Genomic DNA, 25,555 nt, shown 5'->3' on the forward strand with positions numbered 1-25,555 from the left:
TCCTGTGTTTAAAAATATGGGGAATATACGTTCGTGTATCTTCGTGGGTGTTTGGATTCAAAACTTTTATTGTAACATGTATAAATTCGTTTGTGGTAAAAACACACAAATCCTGTGTTTAAAATCATAGGGAATGTATGTTCGTATATCATCATGGGGGGTTGGATGCAAAACTCTTTATTATAACATGTATAAAATCGTTTGTGGTAAAAACACACAAATCCTGTGTTTAAAAATATGGGGAATATACGTTCGTGTATCTTCGTGGGTGTTTGGATGCAAAAATTTTATTGTAACATGTATAAATTCGTTTGTGATAAAAACACACAAATCCTGTGTTTAAAATTATAGGGAATATATGTTCGTGTTCTGTCGCTTAATTAATAGTGACAGATGGGTTTTAATCGGTTAAATATAAATCATTTATAAAGGTTTGCGTTTGCTTTGAACAGGGCATTTTTTAAGAAAATGGTATAATCCTGTTAAAGGGAGGAATTAGAGTGGATGAATCCTATCAAGTAATGAAAGATGCAGAGGAGTTTTTCTATCCACAAATGAGATAGGGGTTTTTGTCATTCATGTGTATGGTTAGGTTGGCAGCCATGGTACTCATTCAGTGACTGTTCTTTTATACCGTTGGAACACAATTGTCATGTAGTAACGTTAGATAATGATAATGAATGAATTTCAGAAAAATAGAAGCTCATTATTTAGAGAAAATCCCAAGTATAAACGAGAATGTTCCTATACTTGGGATTTTTAAACTTACACGAAAATTATTCGACAAAATTCGGGGAGTGACAGGCACCCTAAAGGCACCCTAACTTAAAACCCCAGTCCTGGTTTATCGAGGCAATTGATGTGTTGTCCGCTGTATCTAATGCCAGATGCCGCGAGGATTTGGTCTATGTTTTTAAGCCATAGTGGTGCATCCATATCCGCATAAAGGATATTTCGGTGGGCGCATGCTAGATGAATGGCGGCGGAAACAGAGATTGGGGATTCCATCATACTGCCAACCATACATGGGATACCTGCCGTCTCGGCAATGTCAGCAATTGCCAAAGCCTCGCGGATTCCTCCGGTTTTCATTAATTTGATATTAAATAAATCACATGCTTGCATTTGGATAAGGCGAAGTGCATCTTTTACTGAAAAGAGGCTTTCATCCGCCATAATTGGTGTCTCCACATGTTGGGTTACGTAGGCTAAGCCTTCGAAATCAGCCGCTTGAACAGGCTGTTCAATTAATTCAATATTTAATTGTTCCCTTTCCAAAGCTTTGATAAAACGAACTGCCGTTTTAACATCCCAATTTTGATTTGCATCAATGCGCAGTGTAATGTCCTCTCCAACTGTTTGACGAAGCATTCTCATACGTAATAAATCATCCTCGAATGTTCCACCGATTTTCACTTTTAACGTTTGAAAACCATCGTTTACCAGGCTTGTTGCTTTCCTTGCCATATCTGCTTCTTTTCCAATGCTTAATGTCATGTCTGTAGTTATTTTATTGCGATAACCGCCTAAATATTGATAAAGAGAAATATCATATTTTTTTGAAAATAAATCATATAAAGCGATGTCAACCGCAGCTTTAGCACTTGTATTACCAACACAGGAATCACGTACTAACGTTAATAGTAGTTCGATCGATTGTAGGGGTTTTCCAATTATTGCTGCTTTTATTGGTCCAAGAATAGCACCTTGAATACTCTCAAAGGAATCCCCTGTAATTTTTAAAGTGGGGGAGGCAGCTCCTACCCCGCGAATTTGCTCATCCGTTTCAATATGGACGGTTAACGTTTCTATTTCACTCACACTGCGCACCGCAGTTATGAACGGTTCTTTTAATTCATGTTTTGTCGTTTCGATTGTAATATCTGTAATCATTGTTGTCCTCCTCATGTACAGTTTATGGGCATCTATCTATAGAAGTGATAGAATTTGTGCAACCAGCAGTCCAAAATAAGTTCCTAAAAAAGAACCAGCTAATGCCATTAAAACACCAACTGGGATTAATGAACGATTATACGTTCCGGCTAGAATTGGTGCTGATGCCATTCCACCGATATTAGCCAAACTGGCAATACCGAGTGTAAACAAATCAAGCTTAAATAATTTGGCTAGTAAAAGCATAACAATTAGATGAACAGCCATTATAACGAACCCACTCAGTATATAAATAGGTGCTTGAAATAGCTGAGTAAAGTCAGCCTGTGAGGCGATTAAAGCAATAATAATGTATAGCATCACATTCGCAATATCCAAAGACCCGGCAATTTTTGAAACAGGCGTCATTGCAAGTAGCAATCCAACTGCAGAAGCGATTGTAATCGTCCAGGTCGTAGCATTGATAACGGTACCAAGTTCTGGCAATTTCTCCCCAAGGTTGATTGATACTGCAGAAATAAGGAGGCCAAGTCCTAATAACAACATCATTTGAGGGAATCCGATTCGCCTATCATCCGTTTCATTTTCTAGTTCAACCTGGATCTTATCCAAATGGTCTGTTTTTGCACCTGTCCAACGGTTGAATTTTGCAGCAAAGGGTACAAGCCAAAACATAAACATGACCCAGACGGAATAGTTGACCGTGTCCATAATAAGCACATAACCAAAGATATTTTCAGGAACATTAAGAACCCCTTGCACTGCTACAAGATTGGCAGATCCACCAGTCCAGCTTCCTGCTAGAGCCCCAAATGCTTTCCAAGTATCCGGTGCATACCAGCTGCTGAAGATGAGAAAAGCAATGGTAAAACCGGCAATAATACTAACAACTGCAGTTCCATACCCAAGCAGCATTTTTGGCCCAAGTTTTTTTAGCTTTCTTAAATCACAATTAAGCAGCATGAGTACAATCATGGCCGGCAGAAGTATACCTCTAAGATTACTGTTTGTTTCACTGATCGGTTCTGTATCACCGAAAATTCCGAAAGTACGCAGCAAAGCCGCGCCAATATAAAGCAATACAATACCAGGCACATATTTGAAAAATTTGCTGGATGAAGTCTTTTCTGACCACGCGATCACAGCTGCAAGTGCAATGAGTACACTAAGATATAAAAAAGTATCTTGAATCATAGCAAATCCCCCTAATATAAAATTTTAAAAATAAAACCCAGCATGGAGCAATATTAATAATATTGTTCCATGCTGGGTTTCACCCTGTTTAAAGGTAAAGCAGCAATTATGAATTTTTAATTTGGTTATACTTTTTTACAGCATCCCTGTATGCTACAATTAAACCTTTTTGAGATGAACCGAAATATCGGGATTCAATCTTTTGTATAATTGTATCTGGATCTGTAAATGTTTCGCCTATTAATAAAGAGCGGATAAATTTTGCTGTTAAGTCAATGGTTGTTGAACTCTCTACATCAACAATCTCATCTTTTCGTGTATCAACAACAAATCCGATGAAGAGGCTACTGTATTTCAATGTAATTGGATTATTGGAGGGAGCCTTCGCATCTCCAACAACATAAATCGTATGCTCATCAAACATTCAAACTATCCCCATCCACCATAATGTATGCGATTTCACTGCTTGAATTATACCATAAATTATGGTGCCTGTCACTTCCCGATTTTTGTCGAATGAAAGAAGGTCAGAAAAAATCCCGAATACCAAGCTGGTTCAACCTGTATTCGGGATGCTTTAGTTCCATGACTTTGCGTCAGCGTGGATTCTCTACTTTGCATGGGATAAATATATTTTCTTAGAGATAAGTGTTTGTATGATGATAAATAAACCTCCAACGGCCCAGTATAATGGTAATGCTGCTGGTACGTTCAGAGACACAATGCCAATCATGACTGGCGAGATAATTCCCATGATCGCCATTTGCTGTTTTTGTTTTGGACCGAGTCCGATTAAGGATATTCTCGACTGAATAAAATAAATGACTACAGCAAGAAGTGTGAGCAGGATATCTGTCTGGCCTAGATCAAACCATAAGAAACGATGTGAAGCTATCTCCGGTGTCCTTCGAATCGCATAAATGAAGGCGATTAAAATTGGGAATTGCAGGAGCAACGGCAGACAGCCCGCAAAAGATACGAGTGGATTAAAATTATGCTTTTGATAAAGCTGCATCATTTCCTGCTGCATCTGGACTTGTGATTCACGATCTTTCTTACTTTTATATTTTTTTTGAATCGCATCTATTTCAGGTTTGAGAATTTTCATTTTGTCCTGTGTCTCGATACTGCTACGCGTTTGTTTCAGCATAAATGGCATAACCGCAAGGCGGATGACCAATGTAATGATAATAATGGATAGTCCGTAGCTTCCATTGAGATAAGAAGCTAAGCTTTTAATTAAAACTGAAAAATGATAGACAAAATAATGATTGAACCATCCTGACGTATTTTCGTTGATTGGTTCATGTAAATCAGAACAACCTGATAAAATGAATAAGGCTAACAGGATGCCGATAAAGCTATGTTTTTTAAAAACGGTGAATACAGAACGTTTTTCCATTTTCGTCCTCCTCTATTTTCAATAGCTTTGGTGAAAAAAGAGAAGGAATCGCTGTCCGTATCATCATCAGGCGCTTCGATTCGCTTAAATTTGTTTGTAAGCCATTTTCTAATTTCTAAATTTTCTACAATGGGTTCATCGGTCGCAAATTTTTCAACTTGAACTTTAGCCGAATGTTTAGTGTGAAGTTCGCGGTACTTCATGAATTGGTGCACATTAAAATGGATTAACTGCAATGCCCCCACCGTAGCCCAAAGCAAATTAAAATAGAAATAAAATGGTGACGTACCATTGATAAACTCATTTAACAAATCAAGAACCATCTGTATTCACCTCCTCCGTAACTAATTTAACAATTATTATAACATTCTTTCAAGGTGCCTGTCACTTCCCGGTTTTTGTCGATTTTTTTCATATTACAAAGAAATGTTTTTGAAATATTACGTAATTATCGTAAAAAACGTTTACCTGACGGGAATTTTGTTGTATTCTTACATATGAATATTTTGTACGCTTTTGCAATTTTAAGTTGATTGAGGTGCTTCAATGAAAAATTCAACACGAAAAGTACCGAAAAAAAACTGGTTAGTCATCATACTTATTATCGTTTTTCTTTTTTTGCTTGGCAGTGGAGTGTATGCTTCAGTGGTGTATTATAATGCCAAAAACACAATCAACAATAAAATATATTCGCCTGTGGAAGCAATTAACCCAAATGATTCCAAAAACAAAATAAAAGCTGCGGGAGCTTTAAATATTTTATTGATGGGCGTCAAAAAAGAAGATGGAAAAGAAAGTACAGATGTGATGATGATTCTTTCTTTAGAACCTGAAAAAGATACGATGCGCCTCATTAGTGTTCCGCGTAGTACGAGAACTCAGATCGCTGATGGAAATATTAATGACAGGGTGAGTAATGCCTATATGTATAACGGGGTAGAAGGATCTGTTTCTGCGATGGAAAATTTTCTTGAAGTTGATATCGATTACTATGTCAGTATGAATATGACTGGTTTTGAAGAATTCATTGATGAACTGGGCGGTATTACCGTTGAAAATGACATGGAATGGAATGATGGAACATATTCTTTTAAAGAGGGTTTAATCGACTTGGATGGTGATAAGGCAAGTCACTTTGTTCGGGACCGGGAAGAAGATCCAAATCAAAATTTTGGAAGAACAAAACGTCAGCGTAAAGTAGTTCAAGGTGTAATCAGCCGTGGAGCTAGGGTTGGTACTGTCCCAAAGGTTAATAAATTAATCCATACGTTAGGACGAAATATGGCTGCCAATTTGGATTTTGATGACATCAAAAAATTGCTCACGAAGTATAAAAATACCAGAAAAAATATTATAAATTATTATATAGAGGGTAACGAAACATATATTGATGGTGAATCTTACTTAATCGTACCTGAGGATGAAAGACAAAAAGTGCATGACATGTTGACCAATGGATAGATCGAAATGCTCCCTGCTTCGAAGTTGTTTTTGCTAAGTGAAAAGGGATCATTTTTCAAAATCAATGACAATAAACATCATTTCCCGGGAAATATCGACGAAAATGCTGGAATTGAACACTGTTCAAAATGTTTGTTTTCTTTCCGTTTAGGTATAAAAAATCAGTTCCTTATAGTGGATATTCAGCATCATTCTACAGTATTTTCCTGTTTTTACAGATTAAAGGGAATATGTAAATTATTTTTCAAAGCTTTTCCTTTATTTTGAGTTATTTTATTGACTTTTATAAAAAAAATACACTATGCTAGAGTCAAAACAAGATAGTAAAGTGGAATCGGGTGGGGTATGTAAAATCCGGTTTTTCTTTTATGATAGAGAAGAGGTATATATCATGAAATTGGCTGATAATCAAATCATTAATCAAAAACTGCATGAGCTGTTTGAAAAGTATTCTATTGATAAGGATGAAAAAAAGCTCCAGTCACAAAATTACATGGATGCTGTAAAAGATTTAATTGCATTATGCGGTGATGACCCTAACCGCCAGGGGCTGGAAGAAACGCCGTTTAGAGTGCTTAAAGCGCATCTTGAATATACGGAAGGATACAGGGAAGACCCGAGAGAGCATTTGCGGAAATTCTTTGATGTAGATCACAATGAACTAGTGGTTGTCAAAGATATCGAATTTTATTCTTTATGTGAGCACCATTTTGCCCCGTTTTTTGGGGTTGCTCATGTTGGTTATATTCCAAATGGAAAAATTACTGGGTTATCAAAGATTGGCAGAATGGTAGATGGATATGCTAAAAGATTCCAGGTGCAGGAACGACTAACAAACCAGATTGCAAGTGCCATGGATGAAGTGTTGACCCCCCTTGGTGTGATGGTTGTAGTCGAGGGGAAACATATGTGTATGTGTGGAAGAGGCATTAAGAAAAAGGATTCCACTACAACGACAACCGCTTCAAAAGGACTTTTTACAGACAATCCGGAGCTACGAAAAGAATTTTTATCACTTCTTGATCGGTAAGATTGCATATGAACGCTAGACCAGTTTCAAGTCAAAGAATTAGTTCAATGTAGGTAGGTGAATGTGGTGAAGCATGCGATTATTACAGCCGGATCCAAAGGACTTGGCAGAAAAGTAACCGAACATTTTTTGAAAAATAATTGCTCCGTAACGGTAAATTATCTGAGTGATGTAAAAAGAGTGGAAGCACTAAAAGAAGAATGGAAAACCTATAATGATAAATTGCAATTTGTTCAAGGGGATGTAACGAAAAAAGAGGACATTGTCAAAATTGTAAAGCAAGCAAAAGAAAAGTTTGGAAGAATTGACTACTTGATTAATAATGCAGGTCCCTATGTATTTGAAGAAAAGAAATTAGTGGATTATGAAGATGATGAATGGTATAAGATGTTGGAAGGGAATTTAAGTTCCGTATTCCATTTCTCTAAATTAGTTATCCCAATCATGCGTGAACAGCAATTTGGCCGAATTATCACATATGGATTTCAGGACGCAGAACACTGTCCGGCTTGGTTGCATCGTTCTGCATTCGGCGCAGCAAAAGTCGGACTTGTTTCATTGACAAGGAGTATTGCGACGGAAGAAGCGAAAAACGGGATTACCGCTAATATGGTTTCGCCCGGTGATATTACTGGAAAAATGAAAGAAGCGGATATCGATACAGCTAGAACAATCGAAGACACAACTACTCCTGTCGGCCGTCCAGGTTCAGGCGAAGATCTGGCACGTCTTATAGGCTTCCTATGTGAGGAAGACTCCGACATGATTACAGGAAGTGTCGTTTCAGCTGCAGGCGGAGTCCATGTTGCAAACCAAAACAAACGAAAAACCCTTTCCTATAATTAGGATAGGGCTTTTTTGTATGAGTGCCTGTCACTTCCCGAATTTTGTCGAATAAAAGTCCATTAAAAGAGAGGGAGCTCTTCTAAGTAAAGAATATCATCGCGTCTTGCAGCGTCACCCTCCGCTAAAATAGCAGCCTTAGCCACAACGGCCCCTCCAGCTTTATTTACTAACTTCTCAAGTGCGCTGATGGACTCACCAGAACTGATGACATCATCGATTAACGCAACACGTTTTCCTTTCAAATATTCAGCGTCTTGTGAACTGAGAAATAATAATTGCTTACGTTGCGTTGTAATGGAAAAAACTTCGATAACAAGCGGTTTTTCCATATAAGTTTTTACACTTTTTCTGGCCACAACGTAGCGATCCATTCCCATCCCTTTTGTCATTTCATGGACAAACGGAATTCCTTTTGCTTCTGCTGTAACGAGAACGTCCACCTCAGGCAATTTTTCAGCAAGAGCAGGAGCTGCTGCAATAACAAGCTCCGTATCTCCTAAAATAACAAAACTTGCTATTTTTAAGTTCTCATTTACAGGGACAATCGGCAGTTTCCGTGTTACCCCTGCTACTTTTAGTTCATAAGTTTTCATTTGTCAACCACCTCTATTTATTTATCCAATTTCATCTTTATTACATTTAAAAAATACCGAGTAAAAACTGCATGATAACGCCAGCCAACATCCCTAAAAAAGGATCAGAAATAGCGGTGATAATCATGGTTACACCACCAATTATGCTTGACTCACCTCCAGAAGTAAGTGCAGAAGCTGCATTGTTAGGCAATGTAACAATAGCACCTAAGACAAATAAAAAGCCTGTAATCGAAGCGCTTGGTACATATTTACCGATTTTAGGTAATAATTTCATGCCAAGAATAATAGCCATGAGTCCCATCATTAAAACACCAGCAAAGACTGCATGGGGAGCGCTGGCAGTTGCAGAGATAACAACTTCCACTGGACCACCGCCAAAAAGAGCAGATCCCATATCAGCTAGACTGCTGATAATGGTGATAGTATCTATATTTACCGTAGAATCTGCAATATCGGCATTTATTTTTCCAAAGGCAATATTCGCACCAATATTCAAACAAACCATCGCTAGGGATCCACGAATAATCGTCGGGCTTAGTTTAGGCCTTTGGAGGATAAATTTTTCCTGTGTTGCATTTTTACCAGCACCAGGTTTCTCTTTTTGTATGAAAAAATAAATGAAGCTGGATAAAATAACGGAAATGGTAATCGTATAAACAAGATCATTTGTTGCAATATACGTAATAAGCGCGCTGGCAAAGGAAGAAATACCGACGATGCGATCATTCTTAGCCATATTCCAGGCCACCTTTGCAAGCATAATCCCAACTCCAGCCATCATACCGTTTGTAATGACTGGACCAATCCAATCTATGATTTTCTCTAGAATTCCGAACATTCCTATGATAAGCATTATGAGTGCGCCATAGAAAATCATTGATAAGCGATCCCGAATATTTTTCCCCATTGTTCCTGCTACCGTAATTGTCTCTGCCTGAAATGATATGACAGCGACATTGCTCGTCAATGTATTTCCGAACGCACCAATAATGAAGGCAAGAGCAGTAGGAACAGATGCAAAGCCGAATGTCATGGCAAGCAAACCTTGAGGAAGACCGTTAAGCACACCACTTATTGCTGCAAGTATATCCTTTAGAATATCCATCTCGTTTCCCCTTTTTTAGTAGAATAGATTGAAATGATATTTCTTAAATACCGAACAATAATAACATTAATCTGTTTAATGTTCAACTTTTGAGTATGGTGCCTGGCACCACCCGAATATTGTTGGAAAATATAAAAGGTCGGAGCAGGTTCCTTTTCAGGTACCGTTCTCCGACGCTTTAAGTCTATTATCATCTTATTGTGGACCAGAATTTTTCTTTGTCTAATTTATGAGCAAATTTGACATTTCAGTATATACAATTCGACAAAAATTCTAAAAGTGCTTCTCCTTCCTTATCGATTCAACCTACTCATCGTCACATAGATGGATACTGCTTCACTACCAGTGTTTGTAAATTCGATCATTTCATCGTTCCCGCAATGAATAACGTCGTCTTCTACGACATCAACTTTCTCTTTGTTAATGGTAAAGGTTCCTTCCCCTTGGACCACATGCAAATATAACTCATAACCCGGATGATTATGGGCAGGCATTTGCTGGTTTGGCAAAAAATTAAGCATAAACATTATGCTGTTTTTTGTTCGAAATACGTCTTTTTTCGTAAAGCTCTTTTTATCGAATTTCTGAGCTGTTTTAATGGTCTGTTTTTCCATTTGGTTCATCTCCTTTGTTATACGAACTGTTCTACATTCCACTTTACACGATAAGTGGTCTAACCTAACTATAAAATGCTTGTGTTTGCGGAAATTAAAATGAATAAATTCACATTTTTGTCGGTTTTCAATACTAAAAAGGCAGATGGTTCAATGATAAAATGGTAATAGACAACGAAAGAGAGGGGTGTGTAACGTGCAGATGGAAATGCTCGCCTATTCACATGAAAACAATGTAATTTCCAAACAGCTATATACGTTATTAAATGAAATAGGAACCCCAATGAAAAAACAGCAAAATGAATACCTTTTTCACAGCGGTATGGATGCTAATGAAATTTTCTTATTAAAATCGGGGCTTGTTCACATCGCATTACTCACGTCTGATGGAAAAGAGTTGTCACTAAGAATATGTAAAAAGGGCGATATCGTTGGTGAATTGACCGTGTTCAGTGACAATCCTCAGTATTTATTAAGTGCTAAAGTAATAGAGCCCGGTGAGTTGCTCGTAATCAACAGAGAGAAATTGGAAAGAGAGCTAATGACAAATAGTGCACTGACTTTTGAATTTATGAAATGGATAAGTGATCACATGCGCAAATTTCAATTAAAGATTAGGGATTTATTATTGCATGGGAAGAAAGGCGCACTATATTCTACACTTATTCGCTTGTCAAACAGCTTTGGCAAAAAACAAGGCGATGGTATTTTAATTGACCTCGTACTGACAAATCAAGAACTGGCAAATTTTTGTTCAGCAACGCGTGAAAGTATCAATCGAATGCTGACCGATTTAAGAAATCTAGATGTGATTGCAATGACTAAAAAAGGGGAAATTCTCATTAAAGATATTGCATTTTTAAGAAATGAAATCGGTTGTGAGCTTTGTCCTATTCAAGTTTGTAATATCAATTAAAAAAAGGGGGGAGCTGCCACTGTGCTCCCTTCTTTCGGTTTGCTCAGGCGCTTCTTTTTTCCAATGTGATGTATCTATTAAATCATACATCTAGTTCTTCGGTAGTTAAAAATATCACACCCTTTATGCAAACATAATGCCATCCATTTATTATTTTTCATCCTTTATGTGACTAACTTCACTTTGTATAAAATTATTTTCGTTTAAAATGAAGTAAATACGAAACTATAGTAGTAAAGCGAAGATAGGAGAATGAAGATGAAAAAGGCAAATGTTCAACTTTCCCTGCAAACGTCAAGTCTGATTGCTGGATTTATGGTTTGGGTGATTATCTCTTCTTTAATGCCAAGTATTAAGGAAGACATTACATTAACCCCAGGACAAGTGTCACTCGTTACAGCTATCCCTGTTATACTCGGATCTTTGTTAAGAATCCCCATTGGTTTTTATACAAACCGGTTTGGGGCAAGAAACATGTTCGTCATCAGTTTTTTGATCTTATTGTTTCCAGTTTATTATATCAGTGAGGCAAATTCATTCATCGACCTCGTTATCGGCGGACTCATACTCGGGGTAGGAGGAGCTACATTTTCAATTGGTGTTACCTCTTTGCCTAAATACTATTCGCCAGCAAAACATGGTCTTGTTAACGGAATTTATGGTGTTGGAAACGTAGGTACAGCACTAACAACCTTTGCTGCTCCTGTGCTGGCAGCATCGATTGGATGGGTGAATACTGTACGCTTATTTTTAATCCTGTTGCTTGTATTTGCTTTGTTAAATTTCCTGCTAGGGGATAAAAAAGAAGTGAAAGTTAAACAGTCGATGGTAAAACAAATTAGTGGCGTGTACAAAAATATGACACTATGGTTTTTGAGCTTATTCTATTTTATTACATTTGGCGCTTTTGTGGCATTTACTGTATTTTTGCCAAGTACGCTTGTAGATGACTTTCATCTTACCCCAGTTGATGCTGGTCTGCGGACTGCAGGCTTTATCGCGCTTGCAACTTTTATCCGGCCGGTTGGTGGGTGGTTGGCGGATAAATTCAATGCATTTATCATTTTGATGTTTACTTTCTTAGGTGTAGCCTTATCAGGTGTGCTGCTTTCATTCTCACCAACTATTGAATGGTACACAATCGGTGCTTTAGTTGTTGGTGTAAGTATCGGAATTGGAAATGGAACCATATTTAAATTGGTACCTCTTTATTTTTCCAAACAAGCCGGCGTTGTCAACGGCATTGTCTCTGCAATGGGAGGACTTGGCGGCTTCTTCCCTCCGCTATTATTGACTGCGGTTTATAATATCACTGGCCAATATTCCATTGCTTTTATGTTGCTTTCGGAACTGGCACTGGCAAGCTTTATCATTGTTATTTTTATGTATTATAGTGATCGGATGTCCATGGAAAGAAATATTATTGAAGGTGTAGCGGAGGGTGTTATGGTTACGAATAAGCGAGGCATTATTCAAAACGTAAATCCAGCTTTTACACGCGTAACGGGATTTACGAAAGAAGAAGCTATCGGGAGAACACCAAAACTGTTATCATCAGGAAAACATGATAAGGCCTTTTATAATCATATGTGGAATTCCATTGAAAAAAATGACCACTGGGAAGGCGAGATCTGGAATAAACGCAAAAATGGAGATATATACAAAGAATGGCTCAGCATTAACAAAATAAAAAACAGCAAAGGGGAAGTCCAATACTACGCAGGAATGTTTTCGGAATTGTAAGCGGGGGAGAATTAGTGCCTGTCACTTCCCGAATTTTGTCGAATGATATATTTATTTTAAAAATATGGCTCAGCTGCTACTGCGGTTGAGCCATACTTTTTTTAAAGGTCACAACGCAAATTCGACATAAATTGACTACAATCGGGAAGTGACAGGCACCCATCATTCTATTGAAATATTTGTAACACTTCTGTAATATAGAAAGGGGTTATTTTTTGTGAACCTATTTTGCTAGATAAGGATATAAAGGGGACTTGCTTTGTGGTAAGGCGTAGGAAAATTTTGAGTTGGTTCGTTACTGTTGTAATCGTATTTTTGGCCACACTAGGTATTAATAAACTCGTGCATGCAACGATTCATAAAATGAAAGATAAGCCGGTTCAATCAGAGGAAACGGAAGAAGTAGTTAGCAGCAAGTATCCAAATTTAGAGTTAAAAATAGAAACGAAGGAAGCAGATACATATCGAATCTTTGTGCATAAACCTATAACAGAAGGTACTAACATCAATACTTCCATTGATAAATGGATAAATAATCAAAGGAATACGTTTTTAGAAGAAATGGAGGAAAGAGAAACAGGGCTAAAAGAGAAAGCAATTCAGGGAGAATTAAATGTTCAAGTGGAGACAAAGAAAATTACGGATGAACTATATAGCCTTGTTTTTCGTGTCTATACATATACAGGTGGAGCAAATGGCCAGCAAATAATGAAAGTATTCAATGTCGATATAGGACGAGATAAATCTCTGAAACTATCAAATGTTATTGAAATAGATGAGGAATCATTACCGGAAATTCAAGAATTAGTGAAAGAGGAACTGCAAAAGAAGGAAGAAGTAAAACCGTTTATTTTTGATGACTTACTTGATGAAATATTGAAGCAACCAGCTAAATGGAAATGGTCACTTGATCGAAAAGCGCTGACCCTCTACTTCGATGAATATGAAATCGCAGCTGGTGCAGCGGGAACGATCGAATTGGAAATTCCTATTGAAAAACTCTATGTATATTTAAATGATGATATTGATTCCATCCTAAAGATGCCGAAAGAACAGCAAAAAGAAAAGGAAAAAATCATTCAAAAAGAGCATGAAAAAAGGGAAGAACTTGACCCCGATGGTAAATATATCGCCTTAACATTCGATGATGGACCTAGCGAAAAAGTGACTCCAGGCGTGTTGAAAACGTTGGAAAAATATGATGCGAAAGCTACTTTTTTTATGCTCGGAAGTCAAGCTGATCATTATCCAGAACTTGCCTATGAAGTTGCATCTGCCGGCCATGAAATAGGTAATCACTCTAGGGGACATCCGGTACTGCCTAATTTAAATAAGGAGGGCATTAAGGATGAATTGGACTATACACATGAAAAACTGAAAGAAGTTACTGGGGTTTCACCGGGTTTGATCCGGCCACCATATGGTGCTTTTAATTCTGACGTAGTGGAGTATGCGATAGATCATAATACTCAAATTGCCATGTGGTCGATCGATTCCTTGGACTGGAAATCAAGAGATGCAAAATCGATTGAAAAGATCGTATTAAATGAAGCAACACCAAACGCAATTGTGCTGATGCATGACATACACTCATCAACAGCAGATGCCTTGCCAAAAATCTTAAAAAAACTAAAAGAAGAAGGGTATGAATTTGTTACCGTATCCCAATTACTAAAACTGAAAGAAGAAAATGACGTCGGTCCATACTATGGAGAAGTATGAAGTAAGAGGACAGTCCCCCACTACGCTAAAGTGATTAAGCAGTGGGGGACTGTCCCTATTTGGTATGCTTTTATGTTTTTGTTTGACAAAATTCTGGTGGTGCCAGTATCCATAGAAAGGCACTTGTGGGAAGCAGGAACCTGGCGCCTCGAGAAAAACACGGCTCCTAGTAATACGGCGAAATTAAAATGTATACAAGGACGCCGGTGAAGCTAACATAGAGCCATAGCGGCATGGTCCAGCGTGCGATTTTTTTATGTCTTTCGTGTTCCATATTCCACGCGCGAGCCACACTTGTAAGAACAAGCGGTACAATCACTGCAGCAAGGATAATATGTGTAATTAAAACAAAGTAATACAGTCCTGCCATGAATCCTTCTCCACCATACGAAGTAGAAGGTGCTAAATAGTGAAATGTCACGTACGTTACGAGAAAAAGAGTAGTTGTCACAAGCGCTGCATAAATAAAACGGCGATGCACTTTGACATTTCGTTTTAAAATAGCAATAAGTGCACCAATTAAAAATAGAAAGGTAAAGCTGTTAAAAATAGCATTCATCAGTGGCAAGATCGTCACGTCGAATAAATCAAAATCTTCTTTGCCGGGCATACCTGACAAAATCATAATCGCACCAATTAAAATGATTGATATCGTAATGATTGCCGGACGGTAATTACGTTTTTTTACTTGCCTGCCGTATTCCTCATGGTTGTTTATATCCATTCGTATTCACTCCAACTCAAGGTTTCAATATATATTACTAAGAAAGTTTAACATAATTTTTGTACCTCTATCTCTTCCGGGAAAAAGTTTCGAAAACCTGTCAAATATATTTACACGATCCCCCTTTTCAACCAACGGGAAATGGTACGTATTTATCTATATTTCCATCTTCGTTTAAGCAATATCATTGATCCGCCTACACCCAAAATGAGCCAGACTTCCGGAAAATCAAGTGCGGTAAGATAATTTCCATATAAAACTGCAAGTACTATAAACGTTCCCTTGATATAATGATTCCAATGTGTCAGTTGAATAACGCCTGTTACAAAAAGAATCATTGCAGCAAGAATTGGACCGCGGGCATCATGATGGATTAAATAGAAAATATAAAAATATACAGCTGCAAACCAGCTAATCGCTCCAAAATAATGGGTGAATGTAGGCATTCGCTCAAACATATATAACAAAGCAAAAGCAATAATTGCCGTGAAGAAAATAAGTACAATGATATCGAGAATCCAGAAATAAGTATTCCCAAAAAATTTAGCTAAAAAATTTCCATTCACATATAAATATAGCATATATGCTAAATAGATCATGATCGGTGGTAATACATATCGTAAAAACAAGTTTCCATAACGATCACGAAACATCGTTTGTTTATGATCAGCAGATTCGGATGCCTCTTTGGACCGCTTCATCTCCTTATATTCTTTGCGTGTTACCCGCGGTGTTGACTGCGGCTCATGAACTTCGTTTTTCGCTTCTGGAGAATGTTCCTGATCTATATTCTCTTCGTCCAAGTCATCTTTATTTTTATTCCAAAAAAAGCCCACTTGTTAGCCTCCATCTGTTTATAAAATCGCTGTTATTAGTATACCAAAATTTTAAATGAAAACACGAGTAGCATGGAGAAGAAAGAAAAGAGTATTGCTTTTAAAATAAAGTATAAAATTCAGAATCATCTTGACAATGATAAAAATGAAAGGTACTTTAATACTATTCTAGCATTGCTATAAAAAGGAAGGGAATAACATTGGAATATATTGCTGTGTTTGCTATTGGAACATCTTCCATGAAGGGAGTGCTGATGAATCAGCAGGCAGAAATGTTACACACTGATTCTGCGTTGCTCGATACTCATTTCGGATCAAGCGGGCAAGTAGAACAACACCCCTACGATTGGTGGAAAGGTTTAAAGGAAATTACCTCAAAGTGGTGGAAAAGTGGGGTTGACCCGAAGCAAATTGTCATGATTACATGCATGGGCCAAATGGAAAATGTCATTCCAATCTCTAAAGATCCTGAATGCCTGAGTTTATCGTTCTATTGCTTAACTTTCTTGGTTTATTGCGCGACTAAAATCCACACTCTTTTTCCTATGGAACTTCTTTAAACCGATAAGTAAAAATCATCTAATGAAGTAAATTTTGTATTATATGATGATGGATTTATAGAATAGTGAGGTGAGATGGATGCAATCACAGGCATTTATTGATTTCCTGGTTTATTTTCAAGGAGTCCGTGATTATTTTCAATGTCATGAGGTTTTGGAGGACGAATGGCTAAAGGATCCTCCGGGTGAAAGAAAATCGTACTTGAAAGGATTTATTGCCATTGCAGTTTCTCAGTACCATCACCGCCGCGGTAATTTTAGAGGGGCTAAACGTGCAATGGAAAATGCCGTAAAGCGTTTGAAGGATGACCATTCTGTGATTCAATCTTTTGGACTTCAAGCAGATGTGCTGATGGACCAGCTGAGGGAGAAAATAAGAGAAATTCACGCGGGAAAACCTTATAAAAGTATCAATTTTCCAATTAAGGATTCGGAACTTATCCAGATATGTCAAAAGCTTTCTAGGAGAAAAGGGTGTGTATTCGGCAACCCGAGTGATATGAGCGATGAACAATTGATACATAAGCACCAGCTGCCAAATAGGGATAAGATTATCTCTAAACGAGAAAAAGCATATAGAAGGAAAAAGCGATGGAAACAAGATAAGGAGGATTAATGGAGTGAGAAAGTATGTCATCATTTTTAGTTTGATTTGTCTAGCTTTCATAAGTGCGTGTGAAACAGCTACAAATGTCGATCATGATCATGATAACGAAAAAGAAAAAGCTCCCATCATTCAAACAGAAGGAAAACCTGAAATGGATAAAGCAACGTTAGAGGAAGATGCGTTATTTCGTTTTGAAGGGGAAGTAGATGGCGCAAAGTTCTTTGCTTATTTCTTTGCTGAAAATCAAGCGGAAAAGTCATTAGAAGAAACCAGTTTCTTTGGTCAAGAGGGAGACCCAGTGGTTTCTGGAGAATATGATTTTTATCTGGCAGAAAAGAATAGTGATGTAGCGTATAAACAAACACAACTGGATTCCTTGGACATGAAATTTAACATCGATCATCATCTAAAGAATACAATAGAAGTAGAGGGCTACGATGTGTTTATGGTATTTGCAAATGAAGTACCAAAGTTTATCTACCCATATATGTTTATGCTACAAAATGGTGAATTAGTGAAGATCGATACAGAAGATCTTAAAGCTCCATCAACCACGGAGTTTAAAGTGTTTGATGATAATAAACTTCAGACAGCATATTTGGTTAATAATAGAAGTGGACAAAACGGGGGATGGCACTTTCCTACTTTGGAATTTGATGCCGAGCAGAATCAATTAACCTTAATAAAAGAAGAAATCTATAATGATATAACTTATCCTCCGAATGGCTTTGATTACGGTCATGATCGTTATGCTACATGGATGGACGAGGAAGCATCGATCATCCCTTATAAGGAATCAGAAGAAATGGAAGAATGGGAAATCACGAAAGAGATATTGAACGAAGCTGCAGCGGGCCGAATCGCTGACACACCTGTTAAGTTGAACGACAATATTAAAAAAATGAGAAAAGAAAATAAGCGAATTCAGTTTGAAAACTGGTATGAGGGCGGCAAAGTTTTATATTATCCGGGTTACAATGTTGGATATGCTCCCAAGCATCTGGAGTCCTCAGATGGCAAGGTTACCATGATCATTATTCCTGGGGAACGCATTCACATGACCGTTTCAGAAATAAAAGATACATTAGGAAAACCACGTCGAGATATGTATGATGAAATGTCTGAATCCAATTTGCTTATTTATATAGAAGGAAAAAATCATTTACACTTTGTTTATGATGAGTCAGATGGTAACGTGAAATCCGCTGTACTAAGAGAAGCGGATAAAGGAGAGATGTAAGATTGCTGGAATCCTTCATTTTGCAGATTTTGATGGGAGAACATTTATCACTATTAGATTGAAATTGGATATACACTCAGACCACAGAAAGCTTGAAATAATCAAAAATCCTTCCACAGAAATATTTAGTGGAAGGATTTTTTCATCTCTTAATTGAGCTGCAACGATTTCTTGGAATTCATGAGCGCATCAATGACATAATCTGCACTGATCACTTCTGCACCATCAACAATATTTTCTTTTGAGACACCATTATGCTCCATGCAGGCAGAGCACACTTTCAGTTTTCCACCTTGCTCCATGTAAGTAGGAAGCAGGTCTTTGATCGGTTTAAACGGGGCTCCGATATCAATTTTATCCGCATAATTTTTCTCTGCAAGGTGAACCGCATTAGATAACAGTAATATTTCAACGGTATGTCCCTTTTCGAGTGCCTTACTACCCATGGTGAAGGCAATGGTTACGTTATTTTCATCGCTTTCATGAGCAGTTAATGTAATCAGTAAATCCGCATAATTCATTGTGATAGCCTCCTTATTTTACGATCATTGTAGGGATAAGATAACCTTTTCCAGCATAAAAAACAAGAAATGTGTTTGATAGGGTAATGTAAAAATTAAAATTATTTGAATAATAGGAATTTATCCCATATAATAGTCGATATTACGAAATTGTAGAAAGGTGAGCGGGGATATTGGAGATGAAAAAGTTAAGGGTTTTATTTATGAGTTTATTATGTTTTATTTTCATTGCAGCATGTTCTCCTGGGCAGTCTAGTGAAGGAAATCAGGCAAATGCAGCAAATAACGAAGAGCAAAAACAAGCAGAAAATAAGGATGAAAAATCACCGTCCAAGCTACAGGAAATAATCGATAAAGGAGTCATTCGTGTCGGGACAACTGGAGATTATAAACCATTTACCTACTTCAATCCTGAAACAGAAGAATTTGAAGGCTATGATATTGATGCGGCGAAAATACTTGCTGAAGATCTGGGTGTTGAGGTGGAATTTGTAAAAACAACATGGCCGGATTTAATGGATGATTTGCTAGAAGATAAATTTGACTTTGCAGTTGGTGGAATTAGCCGAAATGTGGACAGGCAGAAAACAGCGCACTTAACAGATGCGTACTTTGATTTTGGAAAAGTAGCTCTCATTCACAAAAAGAATAAGGATAAATTTAGGAAACCTGAAGATTTGAATCAGCCTGATGTTAAAGTAGGTGTGAATCCAGGTGGAACAAATAAAGAATACGTGGATGCGCATTTAAAAGATGCGGACGTGACGGTTGTTGAGGAAAATTTGGACATTCCCGGCAAGGTAGCGGAAGAAACATTCGATGTGATGATCACAGATACTGTGGAAGCTGATCTGTATGCCAAGGAGGATTCACGCCTTCGCGTTGCATTTAGAGATGATACACTGACGAAAAGCCAAAAAGGCTATATGATGCAACAAGGTGATCCTATCTTCCAAAACTGGATCGACGTCTGGATGGACGAGATGAAATTAAATGGTGAATTTGAAAAATTAGAAGAAGAGTGGATGTAAGTTTTATAGCTATTCATGTAAAAAATGATCGTTGTCGATGGGCGATAACGGATCATTTTTTCGTTTTTTTAAAAAGCTTTTGTCAATAAATGACAGACTATTGAAAATACATTAACAACTACTTTGATATTGCTATAATGAACCGTGATAGATTTAATAGAGTATTTTTATAAAACGTAAATAACCCTTTTTATTACTGCTGTCCTTTGTTATGTGCATCTATTTCTTTCATTCAAATGTAAACCATGAATTTCCAACATGAAAGGAATTTTTTGTATTGATCTTTGTAGGCATTTGCCTATGAGATAAATTATTTAGAATAAAAGGAGTGGTTTGTTTGTCGTTAACCGTTCGTGAGTTACTGGAAGACAAGGGTCTTAAGATGCAAGAAAATCATCTGAGGATTTTAAAAGACCGTTGGGAAGGGCTACAGGTACTCAAAGGTGATCTGGACACGATTCAGGTGGATGATGCTGATATTGGCTTACGAAATATTCCTGGAGGTGATCATATTGAGTAAAGAATTAATTTTAAAAACAGTAGACGAACTGGCACGTCTTATTGAAGGGAAATCGATATCACCAGTGGAGTTAACGACAGAAGTTTTAGATCACGCAGAAGAAATGAACGAACAAATCAATGCCTACATTCAAATTGCGAGGGAGGAAGCGGAAAAATTCGCCAAACGGGCCGAAGAGGAAATTTTAAATGGAAATTACCGGGGAATGTATCACGGCATTCCGATAGGGATCAAAGATAATATCTATTTTAAAGATCAAGTCAGCACCATGGGATCGAAAATTCATCAAGATTACGTCTCCGATTACGATGCAACGGTCGTCGAAAAATTGCGGGATGCTGGAGCTGTTTTAACGGGAAAATTAAATATGCATGAATATGCCTGGGGAATTACAAATGATAACCCACATTACGGAGCGTGCAGGAACCCGTGGGATCCTGAAAAAATTCCCGGAGGATCCAGCGGCGGATCAGGTGCAGCGGTCGCAGCTGATATGAGTGTTGCGTCGCTTGGGACAGATACAGCAGGATCGATACGGATACCTTCATCTGCCTGTGGAATTGTCGGTTTAAAACCTACACACGGAAGGGTCAGCAAGTATGGATGTTTCCCGCTTGCATGGTCACTGGATCATATTGGACCCATGACAAAATCGGTTAAAGATGCAGCCGGATTGCTGGAGGTTATTTGCGGATATGATTCAAATGATCCAACATCCCTCCATGTACCCAACGAAAATTTCACCGATTTTAACGGAGATGTGAAGGACTTAGTGATTGGTGTTAATGAAGAATATTTCTTTCATCAAGTAGATTCAGAGGTTGAAAAACTTGTTCGCGCAAATATTCAAAACCTCGTTGATCAAGGAGCGAAGGTCGAAGAGGTAAAAATTCCTGCCCTCCAATATGCGGAATGGGCGGAACTCGTTACGTCCCTATCAGAGGCGTCAACGATCCATCATCGAAATTTATTAAAACGGCCGGACGACTTTGGAAGTGACATCCGACTCTTGTTCGAACTCGGGGAACTCCCATCAGCCGTTGATTATTTACAAGCTCAGCAAGTAAGGCGGCAGTTAAAAAAGGACTTTGCCGAAGCGTTCGAAAAAGTGGACGTGCTTATTTCCCCAACACTGCCAGTCATTCCGTCAAAAATAGGAGAGGATTTTGCTAATTTAAATGGGGAAAAAGTAGATTTAATTGATCATATGATCCGTTTTACTGGACCAGGCAACTTGACGGGATTACCTGCACTTTCCATACCATGTGGAACAAAAGGTAATATGCCAGTAGGCCTGCAAATTATGGGACCTGCACTCAAAGAGAAACGCATTCTGAACGCAGGATATGCACTGGAGCAAACCAACCCACTACAAGGACGAAGGCCAAGTTTAGTCGTTTCATAACGATCAGTTTAGCTCTTCTAGTAAACATGAGCTCATTTACTAGAAGTGCTTTTTTGTGTGGAATGGTAACAAGGAAGGAGTGCTCGAGCAATCATGAAGGAACGCGCGCAATAAGCGTGCCGACTCGAGCAATATGGAAGGAGATTCATGCATTAAGAAACCGAACACGAGCAATAATCGAGGGGAGTCGCGCAGCAAAAATTTTGCCGCCAACTTACCCTACATAAGCATTTCTCAACCAAAAAATACCAGTCCACATCAAACTACCGAAACCAGCCTTTTCGTTTAAACCAAAGAATCATGAGTACCGATAATGTGAACATCACAGCCATCACGATAAAATAACCGTAATGCCACTCAAGCTCGGGCATATTTACAAAGTTCATCCCATAAATCCCGGCGATAAAAGTGAGCGGTGCGAAGATAGAAGTAATCACAGTCAGAATCTGGATCACCTTATTTTGTTGATAGGAGTTATACGAAATGAAATTATCCCTAATATCATTAGTAATCTCCCGGTTGGAGTTGACCATTTCTTATAGTTTTAAAAGATGGTCATATAAATCAGCGAAATATTCACGATGCTCAATTAAATTTTTTAAATGCCGTGAATTCAAAATCCGATAAAATAGATCACGAATCGGATTGATTGTATGACGTAATTCAAGCAGTTTATGCCTTAACGCAAACAGAGTATCAAGCTGTATATTCATGGAAAGGTTATTTGGATTATCTTCTACATCATTGATTTGGTCTTCGAGCTGATAAACGATCGGGAAGTAATTATCCACAACATTATCCATGATTTCATAAAATACCTTAAATTCATCCCACATATGAATTTCATTTGCCTCAGGTAAATTATTCCATACTCGGCTAACTTCAGACAGCGTTTCGTGGTGAAAGGTGACAATGAAATGATTACCGATAAAAAAATCAATTTCATGCTGGTTAAATGCCTCTGGTCCAATTGTATGTGTAGCAATAAAGGCATAATGATCATAATAATCAAGTTTAGGGCGCTGCATGCTGTGTATACAATCTTCAACCGCAAGTGGGTGAAAATGAAGTTTAGTCTGTAGTTCTTTTACTTCTTCCATGCTTGGGTGCTGAAAGTCAATCCACCACCATTTGTAAAGACTGAAATCAACATTATCCATTGTTAAATCAGTAATTTTTTCATTTTCATGCGTAATTGCCAGGACTCGAATCATAGCTATATACTCCTTATACCAGTCATTCCTGTATCATCTTTATTGATGCTCTCTCTGCTTTCATTTTTTTATCCGGATTTGTGGCGGCTTGCAGTAATACAACGCCGATAAGAATGAATGTTTTTTTATTAGAATTTTAAACGAATTCGAATATCGTTGTCAATTTTCATACTCCGGGTGAATAACTCTCCATCTCGGTTGATAAATATTACCATGCGGTTTGATATTTCTTTCATTCGTTTGAAAGTGTAACTCCTCCAATTGATCATTCTACTCACCGGTTAAAATTAAGCCGTTCCGGTCGATTCCCTCCTTTAAATCAGGACCGTTCACCTGCCTAAAACAAATACTGTAGCCAAACCATGCTAACGCTTTTTAGGAAGTTGTTTTATTTGTATGATAGACTATGCTATAGTGAGTGATAATCTAACATTAACAATATTGCACGAAGGAGGTTAGGAGAATTTTTTCCAAAAAAAAGATGGAACAATATCAGAAAAAGACCCCGCTGCTTCAGAAGATCATGGAATTACAACCGGTTTTTTGGCTAAATCCCAGACAAAATGAAAAGGAACACGACACAACTTCTTTAAATAGAAAAGATATCGAGGAAGCGGCATCCTTATGGGAAAGATTTGCGCCATTTATAAAAAAAGAATTTCCCGAAACCATTGAGACAAATGGCATCATTGAATCTCCACTTAAACTTATCCATTCAATGAAAAGTTCATTTTCCAAGCCAGTAGAAGGAGATTTATACTTAAAATGTGATAACGAGTTACCGATCGCTGGATCTATTAAGGCGAGAGGTGGTTTTTATGAAGTGCTGCATCATGCGGAACAACTAGCAAAAGATGCTGGGATTTTATCAGAAGGGGCAAACTACGAAATTTTTTCCACTCCTAAATTTAAATCATTTTTCAAGCAATATTCGATTGGAGTTGGATCTACTGGAAATCTGGGGTTAAGCATCGGAATCATGAGCGCGAAGCTAGGCTTCAATGTATTCGTCTACATGTCACAAGATGCAAAACAATGGAAAAAAGATTTACTTCGCAATAAGGGTGCAACTGTATATGAATTTGAAGGTGATTTTAGTAAGGCTATTACGGAGGGAAGAAGGAAAACGCACGCAGATCCAAATGGCTATTTTGTTGACGATGAAGATTCACAGCATCTATTTTTAGGATACAGCACGGCTGCTCTTCGTTTGAAAAAACAATTGGAAAAGAAAAATATCAATGTGGATAAGGAACATCCTTTGTTTATGTATTTGCCATGCGGAGTTGGCGGATCGCCGGGAGGCATTACGTTCGGCATGAAGCAACTATTCGGCGACCATGTCCATTGTTTTTTTGTGGAGCCAGTACACGCACCGTCTGTGTTGATCGGTTTGCTGACGGGTGAAAAAGAGAAAGTGTGTGTGCAGGATTTTGGAATTGATAATAAAACGGAAGCGGATGGATTAGCAGTCGGGCGCCCGTCAAAATTTGCGACAACGATCAGTGGCCAGCTAGTCAGTGGAATTTATACCATAGAAGATGATGAATTATATCAATTACTCACATTACTTACAGATCGTGAAAATATTTACTTGGAACCTTCCGCAACAGCCGGACTCGCGGGGCCAGTTAGGATTTTAGAAACAAATTATATCCATCAACATCATATTAACCCGAGTAACATCACTCATATCGCTTGGGCGACAGGCGGAGGACTTGTTCCAAGAAAAGATCGCAAGGATTTTTATAATAAAGGGAAGTCCTAGAAAGTCAATCGTCAAGCATCAACATAAAAAAACCGCTCTCCAACTTATCATTAAGAGCGGCTTACATCATTCAACTTATTTATTTTGAATGTTTTTATCAAAATAAATAATGTCACATGAATGCTGTGTTGCAGCATCATAATCCATAAGGATAGACATGATATTCATACCAGTAAGATCTTCAATATTTTCCTTTAATTTCGCTTTAAATTCTGTAAATAGAGCTGTATTCCCATAGGACACTAATTCCGGATAGTTATCGCGCAAGATCTTCAATGCTTCTACCCGTTTGTGCACTGCGAATATCATCAAGCTATTTTCCGAAATCTCTATTTTCTGCTGACTAATCCCAGTATCATAGATTTCCTGATTGATTTGGTTGTAAATCCGAATAACTTCACGCTTATCAATAGCGTTTTTTTGTTTTGATGTTCTCAGCATATATGTTCTTCCCTTGTAGAACAGCTTCTATACGTTCATTATATAGGAAAATAAAAGCGGTTTCATTAAGGGAGATAGGATCAAATTTTGCGGTTGTTCATGCCTTCTGTCAAGGCGCGCCGATATTTCTTTATTACAAATCAAGTTCTTTTCGTTATCCAAGATG

At 37.8% G+C, this 25,555-nt stretch carries 25 protein-coding genes and 1 pseudogene; 13 read left to right on the forward strand and 13 right to left on the reverse strand.

Features of this window, described 5'->3' with window-relative positions:
* Window positions 1-825: 825 nt before the first annotated feature.
* The 5 genes from J2Z81_RS10330 to J2Z81_RS10350 all read right to left on the reverse strand — a co-directional run bounded on the left by J2Z81_RS10330 (window position 826) and on the right by J2Z81_RS10350 (window position 4,812).
* Window positions 826-1,893 (reverse strand): dipeptide epimerase, encoded by a 1,068-nt coding sequence (locus tag J2Z81_RS10330; protein ID WP_226371293.1) that lies wholly within the window; start codon window positions 1,891-1,893, stop codon window positions 826-828.
* 36 nt (window positions 1,894-1,929) lie between these two features.
* A complete protein-coding gene (locus J2Z81_RS10335) occupies window positions 1,930-3,087 on the reverse strand; it encodes a DUF819 family protein (protein ID WP_029267760.1) in 1,158 nt (385 codons plus the stop codon).
* Window positions 3,088-3,193: 106 nt separating this feature from the next.
* Complete coding sequence (locus J2Z81_RS10340) at window positions 3,194-3,511, reverse strand: DUF3870 domain-containing protein (RefSeq protein WP_029267761.1); 318 nt, start codon at window positions 3,509-3,511, stop codon at window positions 3,194-3,196.
* Window positions 3,512-3,697: 186 nt separating this feature from the next.
* On the reverse strand, window positions 3,698-4,489 hold the full coding sequence (gene yidC / locus J2Z81_RS10345) for a membrane protein insertase YidC (RefSeq protein WP_029267763.1): 792 nt from the start codon (window positions 4,487-4,489) through the stop codon (window positions 3,698-3,700).
* Window positions 4,429-4,812, reverse strand: a complete 384-nt coding sequence (locus J2Z81_RS10350) for a hypothetical protein (RefSeq protein WP_226371294.1) — start codon at window positions 4,810-4,812, stop codon at window positions 4,429-4,431. Before J2Z81_RS10350 ends, yidC begins: the two co-directional genes overlap by 61 nt.
* Before the next feature lie 223 nt (window positions 4,813-5,035).
* Here J2Z81_RS10350 and J2Z81_RS10355 point away from each other — a divergent pair, with 223 nt between their 5' ends.
* The 3 genes from J2Z81_RS10355 to J2Z81_RS10365 all read left to right on the forward strand — a co-directional run bounded on the left by J2Z81_RS10355 (window position 5,036) and on the right by J2Z81_RS10365 (window position 7,826).
* Window positions 5,036-5,950 (forward strand): LCP family glycopolymer transferase, encoded by a 915-nt coding sequence (locus tag J2Z81_RS10355; RefSeq protein WP_226371295.1) that lies wholly within the window; start codon window positions 5,036-5,038, stop codon window positions 5,948-5,950.
* A 391-nt stretch (window positions 5,951-6,341) separates the two neighbouring features.
* Window positions 6,342-6,980, forward strand: coding sequence for a GTP cyclohydrolase I FolE (folE, locus tag J2Z81_RS10360; protein ID WP_029267769.1), 639 nt, complete (start codon window positions 6,342-6,344; stop codon window positions 6,978-6,980).
* Window positions 6,981-7,046: 66 nt separating this feature from the next.
* Window positions 7,047-7,826 carry an SDR family oxidoreductase gene (locus J2Z81_RS10365; protein WP_029267772.1) on the forward strand — a complete coding sequence of 260 codons (780 nt, stop codon included), beginning with the start codon at window positions 7,047-7,049 and terminating at the stop codon, window positions 7,824-7,826.
* Window positions 7,827-7,885: 59 nt separating this feature from the next.
* Here the strand turns inward: J2Z81_RS10365 and J2Z81_RS10370 are convergent, their stop codons facing one another.
* From J2Z81_RS10370 to J2Z81_RS10380, 3 genes are all read right to left on the reverse strand, one after another.
* Window positions 7,886-8,419 (reverse strand): phosphoribosyltransferase family protein, encoded by a 534-nt coding sequence (locus J2Z81_RS10370; protein ID WP_029267774.1) that lies wholly within the window; start codon window positions 8,417-8,419, stop codon window positions 7,886-7,888.
* A gap of 46 nt (window positions 8,420-8,465) precedes the next feature.
* Window positions 8,466-9,527: an NCS2 family permease gene (locus tag J2Z81_RS10375; protein WP_226371296.1), complete on the reverse strand. Its 1,062-nt coding sequence runs from the start codon at window positions 9,525-9,527 to the stop codon at window positions 8,466-8,468.
* A gap of 293 nt (window positions 9,528-9,820) precedes the next feature.
* Entirely contained in the window at window positions 9,821-10,141 is a 321-nt protein-coding gene (locus J2Z81_RS10380; protein ID WP_029267778.1) for a cupin domain-containing protein, read from the reverse strand.
* 202 nt (window positions 10,142-10,343) lie between these two features.
* On the opposite strand from J2Z81_RS10380, the gene J2Z81_RS10385 reads away from it, so the two are divergent.
* The 3 genes from J2Z81_RS10385 (at window position 10,344) to J2Z81_RS10395 (ending at window position 14,522) form a co-directional block, all read left to right on the forward strand.
* Window positions 10,344-11,057, forward strand: a complete 714-nt coding sequence (locus tag J2Z81_RS10385; RefSeq protein WP_029267780.1) for a Crp/Fnr family transcriptional regulator — start codon at window positions 10,344-10,346, stop codon at window positions 11,055-11,057.
* 258 nt (window positions 11,058-11,315) lie between these two features.
* Complete coding sequence (locus tag J2Z81_RS10390) at window positions 11,316-12,800, forward strand: nitrate/nitrite transporter (RefSeq protein ID WP_029267781.1); 1,485 nt, start codon at window positions 11,316-11,318, stop codon at window positions 12,798-12,800.
* 261 nt (window positions 12,801-13,061) lie between these two features.
* Window positions 13,062-14,522: a polysaccharide deacetylase family protein gene (locus J2Z81_RS10395; RefSeq protein ID WP_226371297.1), complete on the forward strand. Its 1,461-nt coding sequence runs from the start codon at window positions 13,062-13,064 to the stop codon at window positions 14,520-14,522.
* 166 nt (window positions 14,523-14,688) lie between these two features.
* Here J2Z81_RS10395 and J2Z81_RS10400 read toward each other — a convergent pair whose 3' ends face one another.
* Entirely contained in the window at window positions 14,689-15,246 is a 558-nt protein-coding gene (locus J2Z81_RS10400) for a DUF420 domain-containing protein (RefSeq protein ID WP_051681407.1), read from the reverse strand.
* A 152-nt stretch (window positions 15,247-15,398) separates the two neighbouring features.
* Entirely contained in the window at window positions 15,399-16,082 is a 684-nt protein-coding gene (locus J2Z81_RS10405) for a hypothetical protein (RefSeq protein ID WP_029267787.1), read from the reverse strand.
* Between the two features lie 200 nt (window positions 16,083-16,282).
* Here J2Z81_RS10405 and J2Z81_RS10410 point away from each other — a divergent pair, with 200 nt between their 5' ends.
* From J2Z81_RS10410 to J2Z81_RS10420, 3 genes are all read left to right on the forward strand, one after another.
* Complete coding sequence (locus J2Z81_RS10410; RefSeq protein WP_226371298.1) at window positions 16,283-16,642, forward strand: FGGY family carbohydrate kinase; 360 nt, start codon at window positions 16,283-16,285, stop codon at window positions 16,640-16,642.
* Between the two features lie 79 nt (window positions 16,643-16,721).
* Window positions 16,722-17,258 carry a DUF309 domain-containing protein gene (locus J2Z81_RS10415; protein ID WP_029267792.1) on the forward strand — a complete coding sequence of 179 codons (537 nt, stop codon included), beginning with the start codon at window positions 16,722-16,724 and terminating at the stop codon, window positions 17,256-17,258.
* 4 nt (window positions 17,259-17,262) lie between these two features.
* Window positions 17,263-18,489 (forward strand): hypothetical protein, encoded by a 1,227-nt coding sequence (locus J2Z81_RS10420; protein WP_029267794.1) that lies wholly within the window; start codon window positions 17,263-17,265, stop codon window positions 18,487-18,489.
* Window positions 18,490-18,638: 149 nt separating this feature from the next.
* Here J2Z81_RS10420 and J2Z81_RS10425 read toward each other — a convergent pair whose 3' ends face one another.
* Window positions 18,639-19,010: a DsrE family protein gene (locus J2Z81_RS10425; RefSeq protein ID WP_029267796.1), complete on the reverse strand. Its 372-nt coding sequence runs from the start codon at window positions 19,008-19,010 to the stop codon at window positions 18,639-18,641.
* A gap of 179 nt (window positions 19,011-19,189) precedes the next feature.
* Between J2Z81_RS10425 and J2Z81_RS10430 the strand changes: the two genes are divergently transcribed.
* The 3 genes from J2Z81_RS10430 (at window position 19,190) to J2Z81_RS10440 (ending at window position 21,966) form a co-directional block, all read left to right on the forward strand.
* A complete protein-coding gene (locus J2Z81_RS10430) occupies window positions 19,190-20,041 on the forward strand; it encodes a transporter substrate-binding domain-containing protein (RefSeq protein WP_226371299.1) in 852 nt (283 codons plus the stop codon).
* A gap of 337 nt (window positions 20,042-20,378) precedes the next feature.
* Window positions 20,379-20,561 (forward strand): hypothetical protein, encoded by a 183-nt coding sequence (locus tag J2Z81_RS10435; RefSeq protein ID WP_226371300.1) that lies wholly within the window; start codon window positions 20,379-20,381, stop codon window positions 20,559-20,561.
* Window positions 20,554-21,966: an amidase gene (locus J2Z81_RS10440; protein ID WP_226981328.1), complete on the forward strand. Its 1,413-nt coding sequence runs from the start codon at window positions 20,554-20,556 to the stop codon at window positions 21,964-21,966. The genes J2Z81_RS10435 and J2Z81_RS10440 overlap by 8 nt, the downstream gene beginning before the upstream one ends.
* A 263-nt stretch (window positions 21,967-22,229) precedes the next feature.
* On the opposite strand, the pseudogene corA reads toward J2Z81_RS10440, so the two are convergent.
* Window positions 22,230-23,180 (reverse strand): annotated as a pseudogene (gene corA / locus J2Z81_RS10445) (magnesium/cobalt transporter CorA).
* A gap of 481 nt (window positions 23,181-23,661) precedes the next feature.
* Between corA and J2Z81_RS10450 the strand changes: the two are divergent.
* A complete protein-coding gene (locus J2Z81_RS10450; RefSeq protein WP_226371302.1) occupies window positions 23,662-24,948 on the forward strand; it encodes a D-serine ammonia-lyase in 1,287 nt (428 codons plus the stop codon).
* A 75-nt stretch (window positions 24,949-25,023) separates the two neighbouring features.
* Here the strand turns inward: J2Z81_RS10450 and J2Z81_RS10455 are convergent, their stop codons facing one another.
* Entirely contained in the window at window positions 25,024-25,389 is a 366-nt protein-coding gene (locus tag J2Z81_RS10455; protein ID WP_226371303.1) for a Na-translocating system protein MpsC family protein, read from the reverse strand.
* Between the last annotated feature and the right edge of the window lie 166 nt (window positions 25,390-25,555).

The organism is Virgibacillus alimentarius, assembly GCF_017874635.1.
GTDB lineage: Bacteria > Bacillota > Bacilli > Bacillales > Amphibacillaceae > Virgibacillus_B > Virgibacillus_B alimentarius.